General features: G+C 60.5%; 17 protein-coding genes. 11 read left to right on the plus strand and 6 right to left on the minus strand.

Features of this window, described 5'->3' with window-relative positions; all coding sequences use genetic code 11:
• Positions 1-146: 146 nt before the first annotated feature.
• Complete coding sequence (gene gbcA, locus AK821_RS03615; protein WP_064388154.1) at positions 147-1442, minus strand: glycine-betaine demethylase subunit GbcA; 1296 nt, start codon at positions 1440-1442, stop codon at positions 147-149.
• A gap of 297 nt (positions 1443-1739) precedes the next feature.
• On the opposite strand from gbcA, the gene gbcB reads away from it, so the two are divergent.
• Positions 1740-2840, plus strand: a complete 1101-nt coding sequence (gbcB, locus tag AK821_RS03620; protein WP_064388155.1) for a glycine-betaine demethylase subunit GbcB — start codon at positions 1740-1742, stop codon at positions 2838-2840.
• Between the two features lie 181 nt (positions 2841-3021).
• Here the strand turns inward: gbcB and AK821_RS03625 are convergent, their stop codons facing one another.
• Complete coding sequence (locus tag AK821_RS03625; protein WP_064388156.1) at positions 3022-3846, minus strand: SDR family oxidoreductase; 825 nt, start codon at positions 3844-3846, stop codon at positions 3022-3024.
• Between the two features lie 173 nt (positions 3847-4019).
• Complete coding sequence (locus tag AK821_RS03630) at positions 4020-5060, minus strand: threonine aldolase family protein (protein ID WP_064388157.1); 1041 nt, start codon at positions 5058-5060, stop codon at positions 4020-4022.
• Between the two features lie 126 nt (positions 5061-5186).
• On the opposite strand from AK821_RS03630, the gene AK821_RS03635 reads away from it, so the two are divergent.
• The 8 genes from AK821_RS03635 to fdhA all read left to right on the plus strand — a co-directional run bounded on the left by AK821_RS03635 (position 5187) and on the right by fdhA (position 15254).
• Entirely contained in the window at positions 5187-5897 is a 711-nt protein-coding gene (locus AK821_RS03635; protein WP_064388158.1) for a TraX family protein, read from the plus strand.
• A 257-nt stretch (positions 5898-6154) separates the two neighbouring features.
• The gene (locus AK821_RS03640) at positions 6155-7408 is read left to right on the plus strand and encodes a serine hydroxymethyltransferase (RefSeq protein ID WP_007913117.1); all 1254 of its coding nucleotides are present in this window, start codon (positions 6155-6157) and stop codon (positions 7406-7408) included.
• A gap of 20 nt (positions 7409-7428) precedes the next feature.
• A complete protein-coding gene (locus AK821_RS03645; RefSeq protein ID WP_003206307.1) occupies positions 7429-8679 on the plus strand; it encodes a sarcosine oxidase subunit beta in 1251 nt (416 codons plus the stop codon).
• A 14-nt stretch (positions 8680-8693) separates the two neighbouring features.
• The gene (locus AK821_RS03650; RefSeq protein ID WP_007913119.1) at positions 8694-9023 is read left to right on the plus strand and encodes a sarcosine oxidase subunit delta; all 330 of its coding nucleotides are present in this window, start codon (positions 8694-8696) and stop codon (positions 9021-9023) included.
• Positions 9020-12037: a sarcosine oxidase subunit alpha gene (locus tag AK821_RS03655; RefSeq protein WP_064388159.1), complete on the plus strand. Its 3018-nt coding sequence runs from the start codon at positions 9020-9022 to the stop codon at positions 12035-12037. Before AK821_RS03650 ends, AK821_RS03655 begins: the two co-directional genes overlap by 4 nt.
• Before the next feature lie 158 nt (positions 12038-12195).
• A complete protein-coding gene (locus AK821_RS03660; RefSeq protein ID WP_064388160.1) occupies positions 12196-12828 on the plus strand; it encodes a sarcosine oxidase subunit gamma in 633 nt (210 codons plus the stop codon).
• Between the two features lie 215 nt (positions 12829-13043).
• Positions 13044-13901 (plus strand): formyltetrahydrofolate deformylase, encoded by an 858-nt coding sequence (purU, locus tag AK821_RS03665; protein WP_008086918.1) that lies wholly within the window; start codon positions 13044-13046, stop codon positions 13899-13901.
• Between the two features lie 153 nt (positions 13902-14054).
• On the plus strand, positions 14055-15254 hold the full coding sequence (gene fdhA / locus AK821_RS03670) for a formaldehyde dehydrogenase, glutathione-independent (RefSeq protein WP_064388161.1): 1200 nt from the start codon (positions 14055-14057) through the stop codon (positions 15252-15254).
• 120 nt (positions 15255-15374) lie between these two features.
• Here fdhA and AK821_RS03675 read toward each other — a convergent pair whose 3' ends face one another.
• Positions 15375-16049, minus strand: coding sequence for an anti-sigma factor (locus tag AK821_RS03675; protein ID WP_064388162.1), 675 nt, complete (start codon positions 16047-16049; stop codon positions 15375-15377).
• On the minus strand, positions 16046-16681 hold the full coding sequence (locus AK821_RS03680) for a sigma-70 family RNA polymerase sigma factor (protein ID WP_064388163.1): 636 nt from the start codon (positions 16679-16681) through the stop codon (positions 16046-16048). The genes AK821_RS03675 and AK821_RS03680 overlap by 4 nt, the downstream gene beginning before the upstream one ends.
• 148 nt (positions 16682-16829) lie before the next feature.
• On the opposite strand from AK821_RS03680, the gene AK821_RS03685 reads away from it, so the two are divergent.
• Positions 16830-17387 carry a DUF2780 domain-containing protein gene (locus AK821_RS03685; RefSeq protein ID WP_064119218.1) on the plus strand — a complete coding sequence of 186 codons (558 nt, stop codon included), beginning with the start codon at positions 16830-16832 and terminating at the stop codon, positions 17385-17387.
• Position 17388: 1 nt separating this feature from the next.
• Here the strand turns inward: AK821_RS03685 and AK821_RS03690 are convergent, their stop codons facing one another.
• Positions 17389-18276 (minus strand): acyltransferase, encoded by an 888-nt coding sequence (locus AK821_RS03690; RefSeq protein ID WP_064388164.1) that lies wholly within the window; start codon positions 18274-18276, stop codon positions 17389-17391.
• A gap of 257 nt (positions 18277-18533) precedes the next feature.
• Here AK821_RS03690 and rloA2 point away from each other — a divergent pair, with 257 nt between their 5' ends.
• Positions 18534-19037 carry a retropepsin-like aspartic peptidase RloA2 gene (rloA2, locus tag AK821_RS03695; protein ID WP_008078089.1) on the plus strand — a complete coding sequence of 168 codons (504 nt, stop codon included), beginning with the start codon at positions 18534-18536 and terminating at the stop codon, positions 19035-19037.
• Positions 19038-19045 lie beyond the last annotated feature (8 nt).

Genomic DNA, 19045 nt, shown 5'->3' on the forward strand with positions numbered 1-19045 from the left:
GGTGTGGGGTGATTGATCAGAAATTGTGCAATCAAGGTTCAGGGATGTGGTGAAGGTGAGATAGCTATCGCGAGCAGGCTCACTCCTACAAGGGGAACGCATTCCACCTGTAGGAGCTGCCGAAGGCTGCGATCTTTTGATCTTGATCAGCCCTGCACAGGCACGCCTTTGAGGTACGGCGCAGGCTCGGCGCCGAGGTTGCTCAACAGGCGCTCGCTGTACCAATCAACGAAGTTGACCACACCAAACTCATACGTCTTCGAGTAAGGCCCAGGCTGATACGCCGTGGAGTTGATCCCGCGCTGGTTCTCTTCCGCCAGACGCCGGTCCTGATCGTTGGTCGCATCCCACACCTGGCGCATGCGCTCCACGTCGTAATCGACCCCCTCAACCGCATCCTTGTGCACGATCCACTTGGTGGTGACCATGGTTTCCTGTGCGCTGATCGGCCACACGGTGAAGACGATGATGTGGTCGCCCATGCAGTGGTTCCACGAATGTGGCAGATGCAGGATGCGCATCGAGCCCAGATCCGGGTTCTTGATCCGGCCCATCAGTTTCGCGCAGCCCTGTTTGCCATCCAGGGTCATCGACACGGTTCCCTTGAGCAGCGGCATGCGCACGATGCGGTTGCGCAGGCCGAAACTGGCGTGGGCGTAAGGAATCTTCTCGGCTTCCCAGGCAGCGGCGGACGCGGCGACGTGGTCCTTGAACGCCTGATCGGCGCGCGGGTCGGTGACGTCGTCCCATTCCAGCAGAGTTTTCAGCAGTTCCGGGTGCGACGCGTTGCAGTGGTAGCACTCGCGGTTGTTTTCCAGCACCAGTTTCCAGTTGGCTTTTTCCATCAAGGTGGTGGTGATTGCCACCTTGGTGTTCTCCATGTCGTACGGTTCCATGTAATGGTTCAGCGTCGACAGGAAGTCATCGATGGCCGGCGGATTCTCGGCCAGGCTGATAAAGATGTAGCCGCCGGCGGTCTTCACGTTCACCGGTTTCAGGCCGTACTGCTTCATGTCGAAGTCGGCGCCCATTTCGGTGCCGGCGAACAGCAGGCGACCGTCCAGCTCGTACGTCCACTGGTGGTAATGGCAGACCAGTTTGGCGACCTTGCCTTTTTCACTGGTGCACAGACGCGAGCCACGGTGACGGCAGACGTTGTGGAAGGCATGCACCACGCCTTCGGCACCCCGGATGACGATGATCGGGTTCTTGCCGATCTGCAGGGTCAGGTAGTTGCCCTTGGCCGGGATTTCGCAGGTCATGCCGGCGATCAACCATTCTTTCTGGAAGATCTCCTGCATGTCGATATCGAACAGCCGCTCATCGCTATAGAACGGTTGCGGCAGCGAAAACGTCCGCTCGCGCTCCTGGAGCATTTGTGCGGTGGCCTTGCGTGCGGGTTCCAGCGGATCGCCCAGGCTGATTTTTGCGGTGACGTCCATCGATGTGATCCTCATGGCCATCTGCGTGGCCGGCGAAAAGTGGCTGATCAGGTGTGCTGCTAACGGTTGCTACGCAAGGTGTAAAGAAGCTGTCTTGGTGTTGGGGCGAGTGTGGGCCCGGCGCAGGGCGCAACCTTATCCATGGGCGACATGGTGCAATCTGTTCCCGACGCGCAACCCCCGGTGGTTGGGGGCTGGTCGCGATAAGTATGCCGATGTCGCGGATAGGTAAACGGGCGGTTCGCGCTATACGCAGAATCGCCGACATGAGGCCGACAGTCGGCCGTGGAGAACAGCATGTCCAACAGCTTCCTGAATCCGGTCACCACCCAGACCTGGGCCAATGGCCGACACATCGTCCGTTGCGTCAAAGTCATCCAGGAAACCTGGGACGTGCGCACCTTCTGCTTTATGGCTGACCAGCCGATCCTGTTCTTCTTCAAGCCCGGGCAGTTCGTCACCCTGGAGCTGGAAATCGAAGGGCAGCCGATCATGCGCTCGTACACGATTTCCAGTTCGCCGTCGGTGCCGTACAGCTTTTCGGTGACGATCAAACGGGTGCCGGGGGGCAAGGTTTCCAACTGGCTGCACGACACGCTTCACGAGGGGCAGGAGTTGGCGGTGCACGGGCCGGTCGGGCTGTTCAATGCCATCGATTTCCCGAGCCCGAAAGTCCTCTATCTGAGCGGCGGCGTCGGTATCACGCCGTGCATGTCGATGGCGCGCTGGTTTTACGACACCAACGCCAACGTCGACATGACCTTTATCCACAGTGCACGCTCGCCCAAAGACATCATTTATCACCGCGAGCTGGAGCACATGGCGTCGCGGATCGACAACTTCAGCCTGCATCTGATTTGCGAGAAGCATGGCTTGGGTGAGCCATGGGCCGGATATCGCGGTTACCTGAATCACAAGATGCTCGAATTGATGGTGCCGGACTTCCTTGAGCGCGAGGTGTTCTGCTGCGGCCCGACGCCGTACATGAACGCGGTCAAGCGCCTGCTCGAAGTGGCCGGTTACGACATGTCGCGTTATCACGAGGAATCCTTCGGTGCGACGCCACCGGAAGCCCGTGCCGATGCGGTGGAACAGGCCGAGCAGGCAGCGGATGCGCCGGAAATCGATATCGCCGACCTGCATCAGGTCGAATTCACCTCGTCCGGCAAGAGCATTCGTGTGGCACCGGGTGAGACCGTGCATGCGGCGGCGGCCAAGCTGGGGCTGATGATTCCGAAAGCCTGCGGCATGGGGATTTGCGGGACGTGCAAGGTGCTCAAGCTGGGCGGTGAGGTGGAGATGGAGCATAACGGCGGGATTACCGAGGACGATGAGGCGGAAGGGTTTATCTTGTCTTGTTGCAGTGTGCCGAAGGGGGATGTGCGTATCGATTTTTGAGTGGTTCGAATTTTTGCGTACGGCTTGCCCCTCACCCCAGCCCTCTCCCGAGGGAGAGGGAGCCGATTTTTGGGCTTTTCAAAATGTGGGTTCGGCTCGGTATTTCACGTCGGCGTAACTCTGATAAACACCACGGTCAGTCCCCTCTCCCTCTGGGAGAGGGCTAGGGTGAGGGGCTATTTCAGTCAACAAACAAATCCGGCATCAACGCCGCCTCGCTTTCCCGATCAAACCGGTAATGCTCAAACTCGCCAACGCCGCTCTCCCGCAAAATCTCCTCATCAATCAACAACCGCCCGGTGATCTGCCGGTTGCTGCTATCCAGAATCACATGCGCGGCATCCGCCATGATCGAAGGCTGGCGCGCTTGTTTGAACGACTCGCGATTGCCCAACTGAAACTCAATCGCCGCCGTGGCAATCATCGTTTGCGGCCACAGTGAGTTGACGCTGATCCCGTAACTGGCAAATTCCTCGCTCATCCCCAACGTCAGCATGCTCATGCCGTACTTGGTCACCGTGTACGGGCTGAACTGCGCAAACCACTTGCTCGCCAGATTCAGCGGCGGCGACAGATTGAGAATATGCCCGGCGGATTTCTTCAGATAGGGCAGGGCGGCCTGACTGCACAGCAGCACCGCACGGGTGTTGATCTGGTGCATCAGGTCAAAGCGCTTGAGTTCGATGTGCTGCACACCGGTCAACTTGATCGCCCCGGCGTTGTTTACCAGCGCATCGATAGCGCCGAAATGTTCGTTGGCTTGGGCGAGAGCCCGGCGTACGCCGTCCTCATCACGCACATCCACCTGCAACGCCAACGCCTTGCCGCCCGCCGCCTGGACTTCAGCGGCGACGCTATGAATGGTGCCGGGCAGTTTGGCGTGGGGTTCGGCGCTTTTCGCCGCAATCACGATATTGGCCCCGTCCCTCGCGGCACGCAGCGCAATCTCACGGCCAATGCCACGGCTGGCACCGGTGATGAACAGGGTTTTGCCTTGTAACGACATGCCGATGCTCCTGCTTATTGTTATGTGAGCGAAGGGCTCGACAGACAATGTAGACCAAGCAGAAGCACAACCTGTGTAGGAGCTGCCGAAGGCTGCGATCTTTTGATTTTGTTTTTCAAGATCAAAGGATCGCAGCCTGCGGCAGCTCCTACAGGGGAGGGTGTGGAGTCAGGTCAGGCGGACATGACTTCGCGGATGTCGCGGGCCAGTTCGCGGACGCGTTCTTCTTCGGTGTCCCACGAGCACATGAAGCGCGCGCCACCCTTGCCGATGAAGGTGTAGAAACGCCAGTTCTTCGCGGTCAATGCAGCGATGGCCGGTTCCGACAGTTGCAGGAACACGCCGTTGGCCTGGACCGGGAACATCAGTTCGACGCCGGGAATGTCGCTGACCAGTTCTGCCAACAACTGCGCGCAGTGGTTGGCGTGGCGGGCGTATTTGAGCCAGGCGTCGTTTTCGAGGATGCCGACCCACGGTGCTGACAGAAAGCGCATTTTCGACGCCAGTTGCCCGGCCTGTTTGCAGCGATAGTCGAAGTCTTCGGCCAGTTTGTGGTTGAAGAACAGGATCGCCTCACCCACGGCCATGCCGTTCTTGGTGCCGCCGAAACACAGCACGTCGACGCCAGCCTTCCAGGTCAAATCTGCTGGCGAGCAACCGAGGAACGCGCAGGCGTTGGAGAAACGCGCGCCGTCCATGTGCAGGTGCAGGCCCAACTCCTTGCAAGTGGCGTTGATGGCGCGGACTTCTTCCGGGATGTAGACGCTGCCGACTTCGGTGGCCTGGGTCAGGGTGACCACGCGCGGTTTCGGGTAGTGGATGTCCTGGCGCTTGAGCGCGACTTCGCGGATCGACTGCGGGGTGATCTTGCCGTTTTCAGTGCCGGCGATCAGCAGTTTCGAACCGTTGGAGAAGAATTCCGGAGCGCCGCATTCGTCGGTTTCGACGTGGGCGGTTTCCGAGCAGATCACGCTGTGGTAACTCTGGCACAACGACGACAGCGCCAGCGAGTTGGCGGCGGTGCCGTTGAAGGCGAAGAACACTTCGCAGTCGGTTTCGAACAGTTTGCGGAAATGATCGGACGCGCGAGCGGTCCATTCATCGTCGCCGTAAGCGCGCTGGTGGCCGTGGTTGGCCTGTTCCATGGCAGCCCAGGCTTCAGGGCAGATACCGGAATAGTTGTCGCTGGCGAATTGTTGGCTCTTGTCGGTCATGGCCGGCTTCCGTGGTCGAGACTCTTGTGAAGGCTCGTGGTCAATGATGGTGCGCACTTTACCGAAGATCTTCCGGGGAGCACACGGGATGTCGCTGTCAGAACATTACATGGACGCAGGCCGATTATGCACCTGACTAAACGCGACGGCGCGCTGGATCTGCTCAAGTGGCTGGCGCTGCTGAGCATGTTGCTCGATCACCTGCGATATGTTGGGTTCTCCGCCGATTGGCTGTACGTGCCGGGGCGGCTGGCGTTTCCATGGTTTTGTCTGGCGATGGCGGCGAATCTGGCGCGCGATGGTTCGCGGAAGACGGAATGGCGCTATCTGGGCTGGTTGTTGCTGTTCAGTGCGGTGAGCGAGATTCCTTATCGACTGTACATTCCCGACCCCGACACGCTGAACGTGATGCCGACGCTGGCGTTGGGGTTGTTAGTGGCGCGGGGGTGGCAGGATCCATCGCCCATGTCGCGATTACTGGGTGTCGCCGCGCTGGTGCTGGCCGCCATGTTTCCGGAACGACTGATGTTTGGTTTCTTCGGGGTGTTGCTGCCGTTGGCGATGCTGCTGGTGTTTCGCCGCCCGTGGTATTTCAGCGTGCTGTCGGGATTGATTTGTCTCGCCGCCAATCAGTGGCAGGTGCTGTATGAGTCGGCAATCTTCGGTAATAGCGTCGCCATTTTCGGCATCGCCACCTGTCTGTTCGCGCCAATGCTCGGAGTGTTCCTGTTGCGACATGTGCGACACCTTCAGCCACCGCCGATGAGGCGCTGGGCCTACGCCCTCTACCCCGCTCATTTCCTCCTGCTGCTCGCCGTCCGCCAATTGCTCGCATAACCCCTGTAGGAGCTGCCGAAGGCTGCGATCTGTTGATCTTGAAAATCAAAGTCAAAAGATCGCAGCCTTCGGCAGCTCCTACAGGGGGATGCATTCTTCGGGTCATTTTCAGCCATGTCGTAAACGCACCTTTGCGTGGCGCGCGCAGGCATTTGAGCTGTCTGCGCCGGTCATACCATCGGCATCAAAGGGCACTGCCGTGATTGCCAGTGCCTTACCGAGACGAATGGCGCACAGATGCCGCTGGGAGAGACGCGATGTTCAGCAAGCAAGACCAGATCCAGGGTTACGACGATGCACTGCTGGCGGCGATGAATGCCGAGGAGCAACGTCAGGAAGATCACATCGAGCTGATCGCGTCAGAGAACTACACCAGCAAACGCGTGATGCAAGCGCAAGGCAGCGGCCTGACCAACAAATACGCCGAAGGCTATCCGGGCAAGCGCTACTACGGTGGCTGCGAGCACGTCGATAAAGTCGAAGCGCTGGCCATCGAGCGCGCCAAGCAACTGTTCGGCGCCGATTACGCCAACGTCCAGCCGCACTCCGGTTCTTCGGCCAACAGCGCCGTGTACCTGGCGTTGATCCAGCCGGGCGACACCATCCTCGGCATGAGCCTGGCCCACGGCGGTCACCTGACCCACGGCGCCAAAGTGTCGTCCTCGGGCAAGCTCTACAACGCTGTTCAGTACGGCATCAACACCGACACCGGGCTGATCGATTACGACGAAGTCGAGCGTCTCGCCGTCGAATCCAAGCCGAAAATGATCGTCGCCGGTTTCTCCGCTTACTCGAAGACTCTGGACTTCCCGCGCTTTCGTCAGATCGCTGACAAGGTCGGTGCGCTGCTGTTCGTCGACATGGCCCACGTCGCCGGCCTGGTCGCTGCCGGTCTGTACCCGAACCCGCTGCCGTACGCCGACGTGGTCACCACCACCACGCACAAAACCCTGCGCGGCCCACGTGGCGGCCTGATCCTGGCCAAGTCCAACGAAGAGATCGAGAAGAAGCTCAACGCTGCCGTATTCCCCGGCGCTCAGGGTGGCCCGCTGATGCACGTCATCGCCGGTAAAGCCGTGTGCTTCAAGGAAGCGCTGGAGCCAGGCTTCAAGGCTTATCAGCAGCAAGTGATCGACAACGCTCAGGCGATGGCCAGCGTGTTTATCAAACGTGGCTACGATGTAGTGTCCGGCGGCACCGACAACCATTTGTTCCTGGTCAGCCTGATCCGTCAGGGCCTGACCGGCAAAGATGCTGACGCCGCCCTTGGCCGTGCGCACATCACCGTCAACAAGAACGCCGTGCCGAACGACCCGCAATCGCCGTTCGTGACCTCGGGCCTGCGCATCGGTACCCCGGCGGTCACTACTCGCGGCTTCAAGGTGACCCAGTGCGAAGTGTTGGCTGGCTGGATCTGCGACATCCTCGACAACCTCGGTGATGCCGACGTCGAGGCCAATGTTGCCCAGCAAGTGTCGGCCCTGTGCGCAGACTTCCCGGTTTATCGCTGAGTGTTCTGGAGTAACTGACTATGCAACGCTATTCGGGCTTCGGCCTCTTCAAACACTCCCTCAGCCACCACGAAAACTGGCAGCGCATGTGGCGCACGCCGACGCCGAAAAAGGTCTACGACGTGGTCATCGTCGGCGGCGGCGGGCACGGTCTGGCGACTGCCTACTACTTGGCAAAAGAACACGGCATTACCAATGTGGCCGTGGTCGAGAAAGGCTGGCTGGGCGGCGGTAACACCGCGCGCAACACCACCATCGTGCGCTCCAACTACCTGTGGGACGAGTCGGCGCACCTCTACGAACACGCAATGAAACTGTGGGAAGGCCTGTCGCAGGACCTCAACTACAACGTGATGTTCTCTCAGCGTGGCGTCTACAACCTGTGCCACACCCTGCAGGACATCCGTGATTCCGAGCGTCGGGTCAGCGCCAACCGCCTCAACGGCGTCGATGGCGAACTGCTCAACGCCAAGCAAGTGGCTGACGAGATTCCGTACCTCGACTGCTCGAAAAACACCCGCTACCCGGTGATGGGCGCGACTGTTCAGCGTCGCGGCGGCGTCGCCCGTCACGATGCCGTGGCCTGGGGCTTTGCCCGTGCCGCTGACGCCTTGGGCGTGGACTTGATTCAGCAGACCGAAGTGATCGGTTTCCGCAAGGAAAACGGCGTGTGCATCGGCGTTGAAACCAACAAGGGTTTCATCGGCGCCAAACGCGTCGGCGTGGTCACCGCCGGTAACTCCGGGCACATGGCCAAGCTCGCCGGTTTCCGTCTGCCGATCGAATCCCATCCGCTGCAAGCGCTGGTGTCGGAGCCGATCAAGCCGATTATCGATAGCGTGATCATGTCCAACGCCGTGCACGGTTACATCAGCCAGTCCGACAAGGGCGACCTGGTGATCGGCGCCGGTATCGACGGCTACAACGGCTACGGCCAGCGTGGTTCGTACCCGGTGATCGAGCACACCATTCAGGCCATCGTCGAGATGTTCCCGGTGCTGTCCCGCGTACGCATGAACCGTCAGTGGGGCGGCATCGTCGACACCACCCCGGACGCTTGCCCGATCATTTCGAAAACCCCGGTGCCGAACATGTTCTTCAATTGCGGTTGGGGCACCGGTGGCTTCAAGGCAACGCCTGGCTCGGGCAACGTGTTTGCCGCCAGTCTGGCCAAGGGTGAAATGCACCCGCTGGCCGCACCGTTTTCCATCGACCGTTTCCACAACGGCGCACTCATCGACGAACACGGCGCTGCTGCCGTCGCCCACTAACAGGAGAAATCCCCATGTTGCATATCTTCTGTCCTCACTGCGGCGAACTGCGCTCCGAAGAGGAATTCCACGCATCCGGTCAGGCGCACATTCCGCGCCCGCTCGATCCAGGCGCCTGCACCGACGAGGAGTGGGGCGACTACATGTTCTTCCGCGACAACCCGCGCGGTCTGCACCACGAACTGTGGGATCACGTTGCCGGTTGCCGTCAGTACTTCAACGTCACCCGCGACACCGTGACCTACGAGATTCTCGAAACCTACAAGATCGGCACCAAGCCGCAATTCACCGACAAGGCTGATTCGGCGAAAACAGCCACGACGGCGCTGGGAGAGAAGGTATGAGCCAGACCAATCGCCTGTCCAACGGTGGACGGATCGACCGCAACAAAGTGCTGAGCTTCACCTTCAACGGTCAGAGCTACAAAGGCTTCGAGGGTGACTCGCTGGCCGCCGCGCTGATCGCCAACGGCGTCGACATCATTGGCCGCAGCTTCAAGTATTCGCGTCCTCGCGGGATCTTTGCTGCCGGTGCCGAAGAGCCGAACGCGGTGCTGCAGATCGGTGCCACCGAAGCTACGCAGATCCCCAACGTGCGCGCCACGCAACAGGCGTTGTATCAAGGTCTGGTCGCGACCAGCACCAACGGCTGGCCGAGCGTCAACAACGACATGATGGGCATTCTCGGCAAGGTCGGCGGCAAGCTGATGCCGCCGGGTTTCTACTACAAAACCTTCATGTACCCGCAATCGTTCTGGATGACGTACGAGAAGTACATTCGCAAGGCTGCCGGTCTGGGCCGCTCGCCGACTGAAGTCGATCCGGACACCTACGACTACATGAACCAGCATTGCGACGTGCTGATCGTCGGCGCTGGCCCGGCCGGTCTTGCGGCTGCCTTGGCCGCTGCGCGCAGCGGTGCCCGAGTGATTCTTGCCGATGAGCAGGAAGAGTTTGGCGGCAGCCTGCTCGACTCTCGTGAAAGCCTCGACGGCAAACCGGCGATGGATTGGGTTGCCAGTGTCATCACTGAACTGAAGAACACCCCGGACGTGCTGCTGTTGCCGCGCGCCACGGTCAACGGTTACCACGACCACAACTTCCTGACCATTCACGAGCGCCTCACCGATCACCTCGGTGACCGCGCGCCGATTGGCCAGGTGCGTCAGCGTATTCACCGTGTTCGCGCCAAGCGTGTCGTGCTGGCAACCGGTGCTTGCGAGCGTCCGCTGGTTTACGGCAACAACGACGTGCCGGGCAACATGCTGGCCGGCGCTGTGTCGACTTACGTGCGCCGTTATGGCGTGGCACCGGGCAAGAAGCTCGTTCTTTCGACCAACAACGATCACGCCTACCGCGTTGCTCTGGATTGGCTCGATGCCAGTCTGCAAGTGGTCGCCATCGCCGATGCGCGCAGCAATCCGCGCGGTGCACTGGTGGAAGAAGCCCGCGCCAAAGGCATTCGGATTCTCACCGGCAGCGCCGTGATCGAAGCCCGTGGCAGCAAGCGTGTGACCGCTGCCCGCGTTGCGGCGATTGATGTCAAAGCCCACGCCGTGACCAGTCCTGGTGAGTGGCTCGACTGCGATGTAGTTGCGAGTTCCGGCGGTTACAGCCCGGTCGTCCACCTGGCTTCGCACCTCGGTGGCAAGCCGACCTGGCGTGAAGACATCCTCGGTTTCGTACCGGGCGACGCACCGCAGAAACGCGTGTGCGTCGGTGGCATCAACGGCGTTTACGGACTCGGTGATTCTCTGGCCGATGGTTTTGAAGGCGGCGTGCGCGCTGCTGCCGAAGCCGGTTTCCAGACTGTCGAAGGCGTGCTGCCGAAAGCCCTGAGCCGTCACGAAGAACCGACGCTGGCGCTGTTCCAGGTGCCGCATGAAAAGAACACCGCACGGGCGCCGAAGCAATTCGTCGACCTGCAAAACGACGTGACCGCTGCAGCGATCGAACTGGCAACCCGCGAAGGTTTCGAGTCGGTCGAGCACGTCAAACGCTACACCGCGCTGGGCTTCGGCACCGATCAGGGCAAGCTCGGCAACGTCAACGGTCTGGCCATCGCCGCCCGCTCGCTGAACGTGACCATCCCGCAAATGGGCACCACGATGTTCCGCCCGAACTACACGCCGGTGACTTTCGGCGCCGTGGCCGGTCGTCACTGTGGGCACATCTTCGAGCCGGTGCGTCATACCGCACTGCACGCCTGGCATGTGAAGAACGGCGCCGAGTTTGAAGACGTCGGTCAGTGGAAGCGTCCATGGTACTTCCCGAAAAACGGTGAAGATCTGCATGCCGCCGTCAAGCGCGAATGCAAAGCCGTGCGCGACAGCGTCGGCCTGCTCGACGCCTCGACCCTCGGCAAGATCGACATTCAAGGCCCGGATGCCCGCGAGTTCCTTAACCGCGTGTACACCAACGCCTGGACCAAGCTCGACGTGGGCAAGGCCCGCTACGGTTTGATGTGCAAAGAAGACGGCATGGTCTTCGACGACGGTGTCACGGCGTGTCTGGCCGACAACCATTTCGTCATGACCACCACCACCGGCGGCGCCGCTCGCGTATTGCAGTGGCTGGAGCTGTACCACCAGACCGAATGGCCGGACATGAAGGTTTACTTCACCTCCGTCACCGACCACTGGGCGACCATGACCCTGTCCGGGCCGAACAGCCGCAAGCTGCTCAGCGCCGTGACCGACATTGATCTGAGCAACGAAGCGTTCCCGTTCATGACCTGGAAAGAAGGTCTGGTCGGCGGTGTGCCGGCGCGGGTGTTCCGCATTTCGTTCACCGGTGAGCTGTCGTACGAAGTCAACGTGCAGGCCGACTATGCGATGGGCGTGCTGGAGAAAATCGTCGAGGCCGGCAAGCAGTACAACCTGACCCCGTACGGCACTGAAACCATGCACGTTCTGCGTGCCGAGAAGGGTTTCATTATCGTTGGCCAGGACACTGACGGCTCGATGACCCCGGACGACTTGAACATGGGCTGGTGCGTGGGTCGCACCAAACCGTTCTCGTGGATCGGCCAGCGTGGCATGAACCGTGAAGACTGCGTGAAGGATCAGCGTAAGCAGTTGGTGGGCTTGAAACCGATCGATCCGAATGTATGGCTGCCGGAAGGTGCGCAGCTGGTGTTCAACACCAAGCAGGCGATTCCGATGACCATGGTTGGCCACGTGACTTCCAGCTACGCGCACAACTCCCTCGGTTACTCGTTTGCCATGGGTGTGGTCAAGGGTGGTCTGAAGCGCCTCGGTGAGCGGGTGTTTGCACCGCTGGCCGATGGCAGCGTGATCGAGGCGGAAATCGTGTCTTCGGTGTTCTTCGATCCGAAGGGTGATCGCCAGAACATTTGATGGTTCGGCTCCTGGGGAGTGCAGTTGCACCGCGGTGACTTTATCGCGAGCAGGCTCACTCCTACAGGTGATCGCGTACCCCTTGTAGGAGTGAGCCTGCTCGCGATAGCGGTAGATCTGCCTACACAGGGCTCAAGTCAGAATTCAGAAGGTGCTTTATGACCACAGCCAATGTTTACCAACAACGCCCGACCACCGGCGCCAAGGCCGAGTCGTCGCTGCACCATGCCGACCTCGCCAGCCTGGTCGGCAAGGGCCGCAAGAACGCCGGTGTGATCGTGCGTGAAAAGAAACTCCTCGGTCACCTGACCATCCGTGGCGATGGCCACGATGCGGCGTTCGCCGCCGGCGTCCATAAAGCGCTGGGCATCGAATTGCCCGGCGCCCTGAGCGTGATCGTCAAAGGCGAAACCAGCCTGCAATGGATGGGCCCGGACGAGTGGCTGCTGATCGTGCCGAGCGGCGAAGAATTCGCTGCCGAACAGAAACTGCGTGAAGCACTGGGCGATCTGCACATCGCGATCGTCAACGTCAGCGGCGGCCAGCAGGTGCTCGAACTCAGCGGGCCGAACGTGCGTCAGGTGCTGATGAAATCGACCAGCTATGACGTGCACCCGAACAGCTTCCCGGTCGGTAAAGCGGTCGGCACGGTGTTCGCCAAGTCGCAGCTGATGATTCGTCATACCGCCGAAGACACTTGGGAACTGCTGATTCGTCGCAGCTTTTCGGATTACTGGTGGTTGTGGTTGCAGGATGCTTCGGCTGAGTACGGGTTGAGCGTTCAGGCCTGAAGATCAAAAGCCACCCCCCTCACCCCAGCCCTCTCCCCCAGGGGGAGAGGGGGAAAGGGAGCAGATTTGTGTGGTTTTCGAGCCTGAGTTCGACCCGATATCTCAGGTCGGCGTAACACGAGAGAACAACTCGGTCAGTCCCCTCTCCCTCTGGGAGAGGGCTAGGGTGAGGGAAAAACCTGCCACCCCGCACAAAGAACAGGAGTCACCGCACCATGAGCCGCGCCCCAGACACATGGATTCTGACCGCCGACTGCCCCAGCGTCCTCGGCACCGTGGACGCGGTGACGCGTTTTCTGTTCGAGCAGGGTTGCTACGTCACCGAGCACCACTCGTTCGATGACCGCCTCTCGGGGCGTTTCTTCATCCGCGTGGAATTCCGCCAACCCGATGGTTTCGACGAACAGTCCTTCCGCGCCGGTTTAGCCGAACGCGGTCAGGCCTTTGGCATGATCTTCGAGCTGACAGCGCCGAACTACCGGCCGAAAGTGGTGATCATGGTTTCCAAGGCCGATCACTGCCTTAACGATTTGCTCTATCGCCAGCGCATCGGTCAGTTGTCGATGGACGTCGCGGCGGTGGTGTCCAATCACCCGGATCTCAAGCCGCTGGCCGACTGGCACCAGATTCCCTACTACCATTTCCCCCTCGACCCCAACGACAAACCGTCGCAGGAGCGTCAGGTGTGGCAGGTGATCGAAGAGTCCGGCGCCGAACTGGTGATCCTCGCGCGCTATATGCAGGTGCTGTCGCCGGAGTTGTGCCGCAAGCTCGATGGCAAGGCGATCAACATTCATCACTCGTTGCTGCCGGGCTTCAAGGGCGCCAAGCCGTATCACCAGGCCTACAACAAGGGCGTGAAGCTGGTTGGCGCGACGGCGCATTACATCAACAACGACCTCGATGAAGGGCCGATCATTGCCCAGGGCGTCGAGGCGGTGGATCACAGTCATTACCCCGAGGATCTGATTGCCAAGGGGCGGGATATCGAAGGCCTGACCCTTGCCCGTGCCGTTGGGTATCACATCGAAAGAAGGGTTTTTTTGAACGCCAATCGTACGGTCGTACTTTAGATCGCTAAAAGATCGCAGCCTTCGGCAGCTCCTACAGGGGGATGCGATTCATGTAGGAGCTGCCGAAGGCTGCGATCTTTTGATTTACCGAGCACTTAACGCGCTGCCTGCCTGGGCAACGCGGTTCCATAAAAACAACAGCGAGGTGAAAGCATGTCTGGCAATCGTGGTGTGGTGTATCTCGGCGCTGGCAAGGTCGAAGTACAGAAAATCGACTATCCGAAAATGCAGGACCCGCGCGGTCGCAAGATCGAGCACGGGGTCATTCTCAAAGTGGTTTCCACCAATATCTGCGGCTCCGACCAGCACATGGTGCGCGGCCGTACCACGGCGCAGACCGGTCTGGTGCTGGGCCACGAAATCACCGGCGAGGTGATCGAGAAAGGCTCCGACGTCGAAAACCTGAAAATCGGTGACCTGGTTTCCGTACCGTTCAACGTCGCTTGCGGGCGCTGCCGTTCCTGCAAGGAGCAACACACCGGAGTCTGCCTGACCGTCAACCCGGCCCGTGCCGGCGGTGCTTACGGCTACGTCGACATGGGTGACTGGACCGGTGGCCAGGCCGAATACGTGCTGGTGCCGTACGCCGACTTCAACCTGCTGAAACTGCCGGATCGCGACAAGGCCATGGAGAAAATCCGCGACCTGACCTGCCTCTCCGACATTCTGCCAACCGGTTACCATGGTGCGGTCACTGCAGGCGTTGGCCCGGGCAGCACTGTTTATATCGCTGGCGCCGGCCCGGTCGGTCTGGCCGCTGCTGCTTCCGCGCGTCTGCTCGGGGCGGCGGTGGTGATCGTCGGCGACGTCAACACCATCCGCCTGGCCCACGCCAAGGCTCAGGGTTTTGAGATCGTCGACCTGTCGCAAGACACGCCGCTGCATGAGCAGATCGCCGCACTGCTGGGCGAGCCGGAAGTGGATTGCGCAGTGGACTGCGTCGGCTTCGAAGCGCGCGGCCACGGCCACGACGGCGTGAAAGCCGAAGCCCCGGCCACCGTGCTCAACTCGCTGATGGGTGTGGTACGTGTTGCCGGCAAGATCGGTATTCCGGGCCTCTACGTCACCGAAGATCCGGGTGCCGTCGACGCTGCCGCAAAAATGGGCAGCCTGAGCATTCGTTTCGGTCTGGGCTGGGCCAAGTCGCATAGTTTCCACACCGGCCAGACCCCGGTGATGAAATACAACCGCCAACTGATGCAGGCGATCATGTGGGATCGCATCAACATCGCTGAAGTGGTGGGCGTGCAGGTGATCAGCCTCGATCAGGCGCCGGAAGGTTACGGCGAGTTCGATGCGGGCGTGCCGAAGAAGTTTGTGATTGATCCGCACAAGTTGTTTAGTGCGGCATAAGTAAGCAAGGGCGACTTTCGGGTCGCCTTTTTTTTAGATCAAAAGATCGCAGCCTTCGGCAGCTCCTACACGGATCAATGTAGGAGCTGCCGAAGGCTGCGATCTTTTGATCTTATGCAATCAGAGAGCCGCCAAAGCCCCTTGATACAAAACCGGCCCAGTCGGCTGCCCGGTCGGTGAACCACCCTTCGGTTCCAGACTCACCGCCAACGCAATCGGTTGCTCGATCAACCCCCGCTGCACCTCACTCAACTCAACCTTGCCTTTGCCCCCCGCCGGAATCACCCCCAGCGAGATCGGTTTGCCATCCGCCGGAATCGCCCACAGTTCCAGGCTGCGATCCGCATCGACCGCCGCCAATGTCAGTGGCTCAACCTGCAGATAATCTTCATGCGCCTCGACCTTCAACGCCGGTTGCGCGTCGGCGGTCAGCAGGGTGGCGCGATAGCGGGCGTCGTCGCGGTTGTACAGCGAGCCGAGGAGCACCAGCACCGCGATGGAGCACACCGCTGCGGTGAGTCGCAGCCAGTTCCAGAACGGTCGTTTCTCGGGGACATGCAGCACTTGGGGTTCGATCCGCGCGGTGATGCCTTGCCAGACGCGGTCGGGCACTGGATGTTCCGGCAGGGATTCGGTGAGGCTGACCAGCGTTTCCTGCCACTGCGCCAACTCCGCCCGGAGCGCGGCGTCATCGAGCAATAGCTGATCAAACCGTCGACGCGCCGCCGCCGACATCAGGCCGATGGCGTAATCGGCTGCGAGGGCTCGGCGCAGGGCAGGGGTCTGGTAATTCATGATTCAAGGCACCGGCGCAGGCGTTCCATACCCCGGCGGATCCACGATTTCACCGAACCGAGCGGCGCCGCCAGGTGTTCGGCCAGTTCCGAGCAGGACAAGCCCTGAAAGTAAGCCACGCTGATCGATTGGCGCTGCATGCTTTCCAGGGTTTCCAGACAACGGTTCAGGGCCGTGGCCTCGCGGGCGCTGTTCAACTGGTCATGGGCTGACGGGCTTTGGTCCGGCAAGGCGTCTTGTTCGAGGTCGGTCAGCGCCCGGTCGCGGTGCTTGCGCAACTGGTCGATGGCTTGATTGCGGGTGATGTTGATCATCCAGGTCAGCGGTGCCGACAGGTGCGCCTCGTAGCGTGAGGCGTTGTTCCAGATGCGCACGAAGGCTTCCTGCAACACTTCTTCGGCCAGATCAGTCCGGCCCATGAAGCGCAAGGCCACGCCATGCAGACGCGGGCCGACACTGCGGTAGAGGGTTTCGAAGGCGCGACGATCACCCAATGAACACTGGGCCAACAGCTGTCGCAACTGATCGGTGTCGGCGATGGAAATGACGACTCTCCAGACAAGGCTGAGTGCACGAGGGCTAGACTCGGAATGTTCACAGGCTAGTTCAGCGATAGCGGTTGTGCCATTCATCGCGGTAATTCCAGGGTTTCACGATTCATATACGTGGGTATGATGAAAATGGATGCGCAGGTAAGGAACATGCCCGCGAGTACCCGGTCAAACCGGCAGTTTTATCGTCTATCGACGGACGGTTTTCACAGCGCAAGAGGATGTCTGAATGAAGATTTCACGCGGTATTGCAATGGCTTCGCTGATGACCCTTGCGGCCAGCCCGGTGTTTGCCGGTTTCAGCCTGGACGACGTGACCAAGGCTGCTTCGAGCATGCAGGGCGGCAACGCTGCCACCGCCGCCGCGCCGACTTCGGAAACCGCCGGTCTGCTGCAGGCCGTCACCGGTCTGGGTGTTACGCCGCAGCAAGCGGTTGGCGGCACCAGCGCCATGCTGGGCCTGGCCAAGAATCAATTGAGCAGCACCGATTATTCGCAACTGGCCAAAGAAGTGCCAGGCATCGACAAGCTGTCGGGCGGTAGCGGCAACCTGGCGGCGTTGAGTGGTTTGCTCGGTCAGTCCGGTAAGTCCGCCGGTCTGGAAAACGCCCTGGGCAACGTCAAGGACACCAATGACCTGAACAACGCCTTCGGCGCGCTGGGCATGGACAGCGGCATGGTCGGCCAGTTTGCCCCGGTGCTGCTCAAGTATCTGGGTGACCAAGGCGTCGGCGGCCCGCTGCTGCAAAGCCTGGGCAGCATCTGGGGCGCCGGCACCGGTAGCTGATTCAGCGGCGCTCGCTGTGCAGTTCGGCGATGCGCTGATCTTTCTCGCTCCAGAGCTGGTTGACCCAGCTCTGGACCGTCTGCCGAAACGCCGGATCATTCTCGTAATCACCCTGCCACAACGCCGGGTCGAGTTCGCGGGTCTTGATGTCGATGATCACGCGCGGCACGTTGCCACTGATCAGATCCCAGAAGCCCGGTATGTTCGCCTGTGGATAAACCACGGTGACATCGAGAATGGCGTCCAGCTGTTCACCCATCGCCGCCAGCACGAACGCCACGCCGCCGGCCTTGGGCTTGAGCAAGTGGTTGAACGGTGATTGTTGCTCGACACTTTTGGCGGCGGTGTAGCGCGTACCTTCCAGATAATTCACCACGGTCACCGGCTGACGCTTGAACAGCTCGCAGGCCTGTCTGGTGATTTCCAGATCCTTGCCCGCCAATTCCGGATTCTTCGCCAGGAACGCCTTGGTGTAGCGCTTCATGAACGGGTAATCCAGCGCCCACCACGCCAGCCCGAGGAACGGCACCCAGATCAGCTCTTTCTTGAGGAAGAATTTGAAGAACGGCGTGCGTCGGTTCAGCGTCTGGATCAGTGCCGGAATATCGACCCACGACTGGTGATTGCTGACCACCAGATACGAGGTGTCGCCACGCAGATCTTCGCCGCCACGAATGTCCCACTGGGTGGGAATGCACAGGCGGAAAATCAGTTTGTCGATTTCTGCCCAGGTCTCGGCGATCCACATCACCGCCGCCGATGCGTAGTCACGCCAGCGGCCCGGTGCGACCAGTTTGAGCAGGGCAAACACCAGCAACGGCCCGATCAGGATCAGGGTGTTGAGCAACAGCAGCAGGGTGACGAAACAGCCGGTGAGCAGGCGGCGCATAAGCAACTCTTTGCAAACGGATGGGCGCGCCATGATAAGCAGCTTCGCGCGGCAGGCCAAATCGGCGGTGACGAATGTTTCACTTCAGTCGCGTTAACCTGATCGTTCCCACGCTCTGCGTGGTAACGCCGCCCGGGACACTCCGCGTCCCTGTGACGCAGAGCGTCACTGGATGCATGCCCACGCAGAGCGTGGGAACGATCAAGCGCGCAACGGTCTAAAATCCCGTTGCCCAACTCCCCAAGGAAGCCCCTTACGTGAAATCCCTCCTTGCACTGTTTGCCCTCGTCGCCCTGCCGGTCATGGCCGCCGAGCCGACCCTGTACGGGCGCTACGAATACATTGCGCTGCCGGAAATCGGCGGCGAAGTGCTCAAGGCCAAGATGGACACCGGTGCACTGACCGCCTCGCTGTCGGCCAAGGACATCGAAACCTTCACTCGCGACGGCGATGACTGGGTGCGTTTCCGCCTCGGCACCAAGGACGCCAGCAACAAGGTCTACGAACACAAGGTCGCGCGGATCAGCAAGATCAAGAGCCGTTCGGATGAAGAGGACGAGGGCGAAAGCACCGAAGTCGCCAAACGCCCGGTGGTCGATCTCGAGCTGTGTCTGGGTAACGTCAAGCGTACTGTCGAGGTCAACCTGACCGACCGCAGCAACTTCAATTATCCGTTGCTGATCGGTGCCAAGGCCTTGCGCGAATTCGGCGCGGCGGTGAACCCGGCGCGTCGCTTTACCGCAGACAAACCTGACTGCTGAGCCAAGTG

Origin of the sequence: Pseudomonas sp. RIT-PI-r, from assembly GCF_001297015.1 — a bacterium.
Lineage (GTDB): Bacteria > Pseudomonadota > Gammaproteobacteria > Pseudomonadales > Pseudomonadaceae > Aquipseudomonas.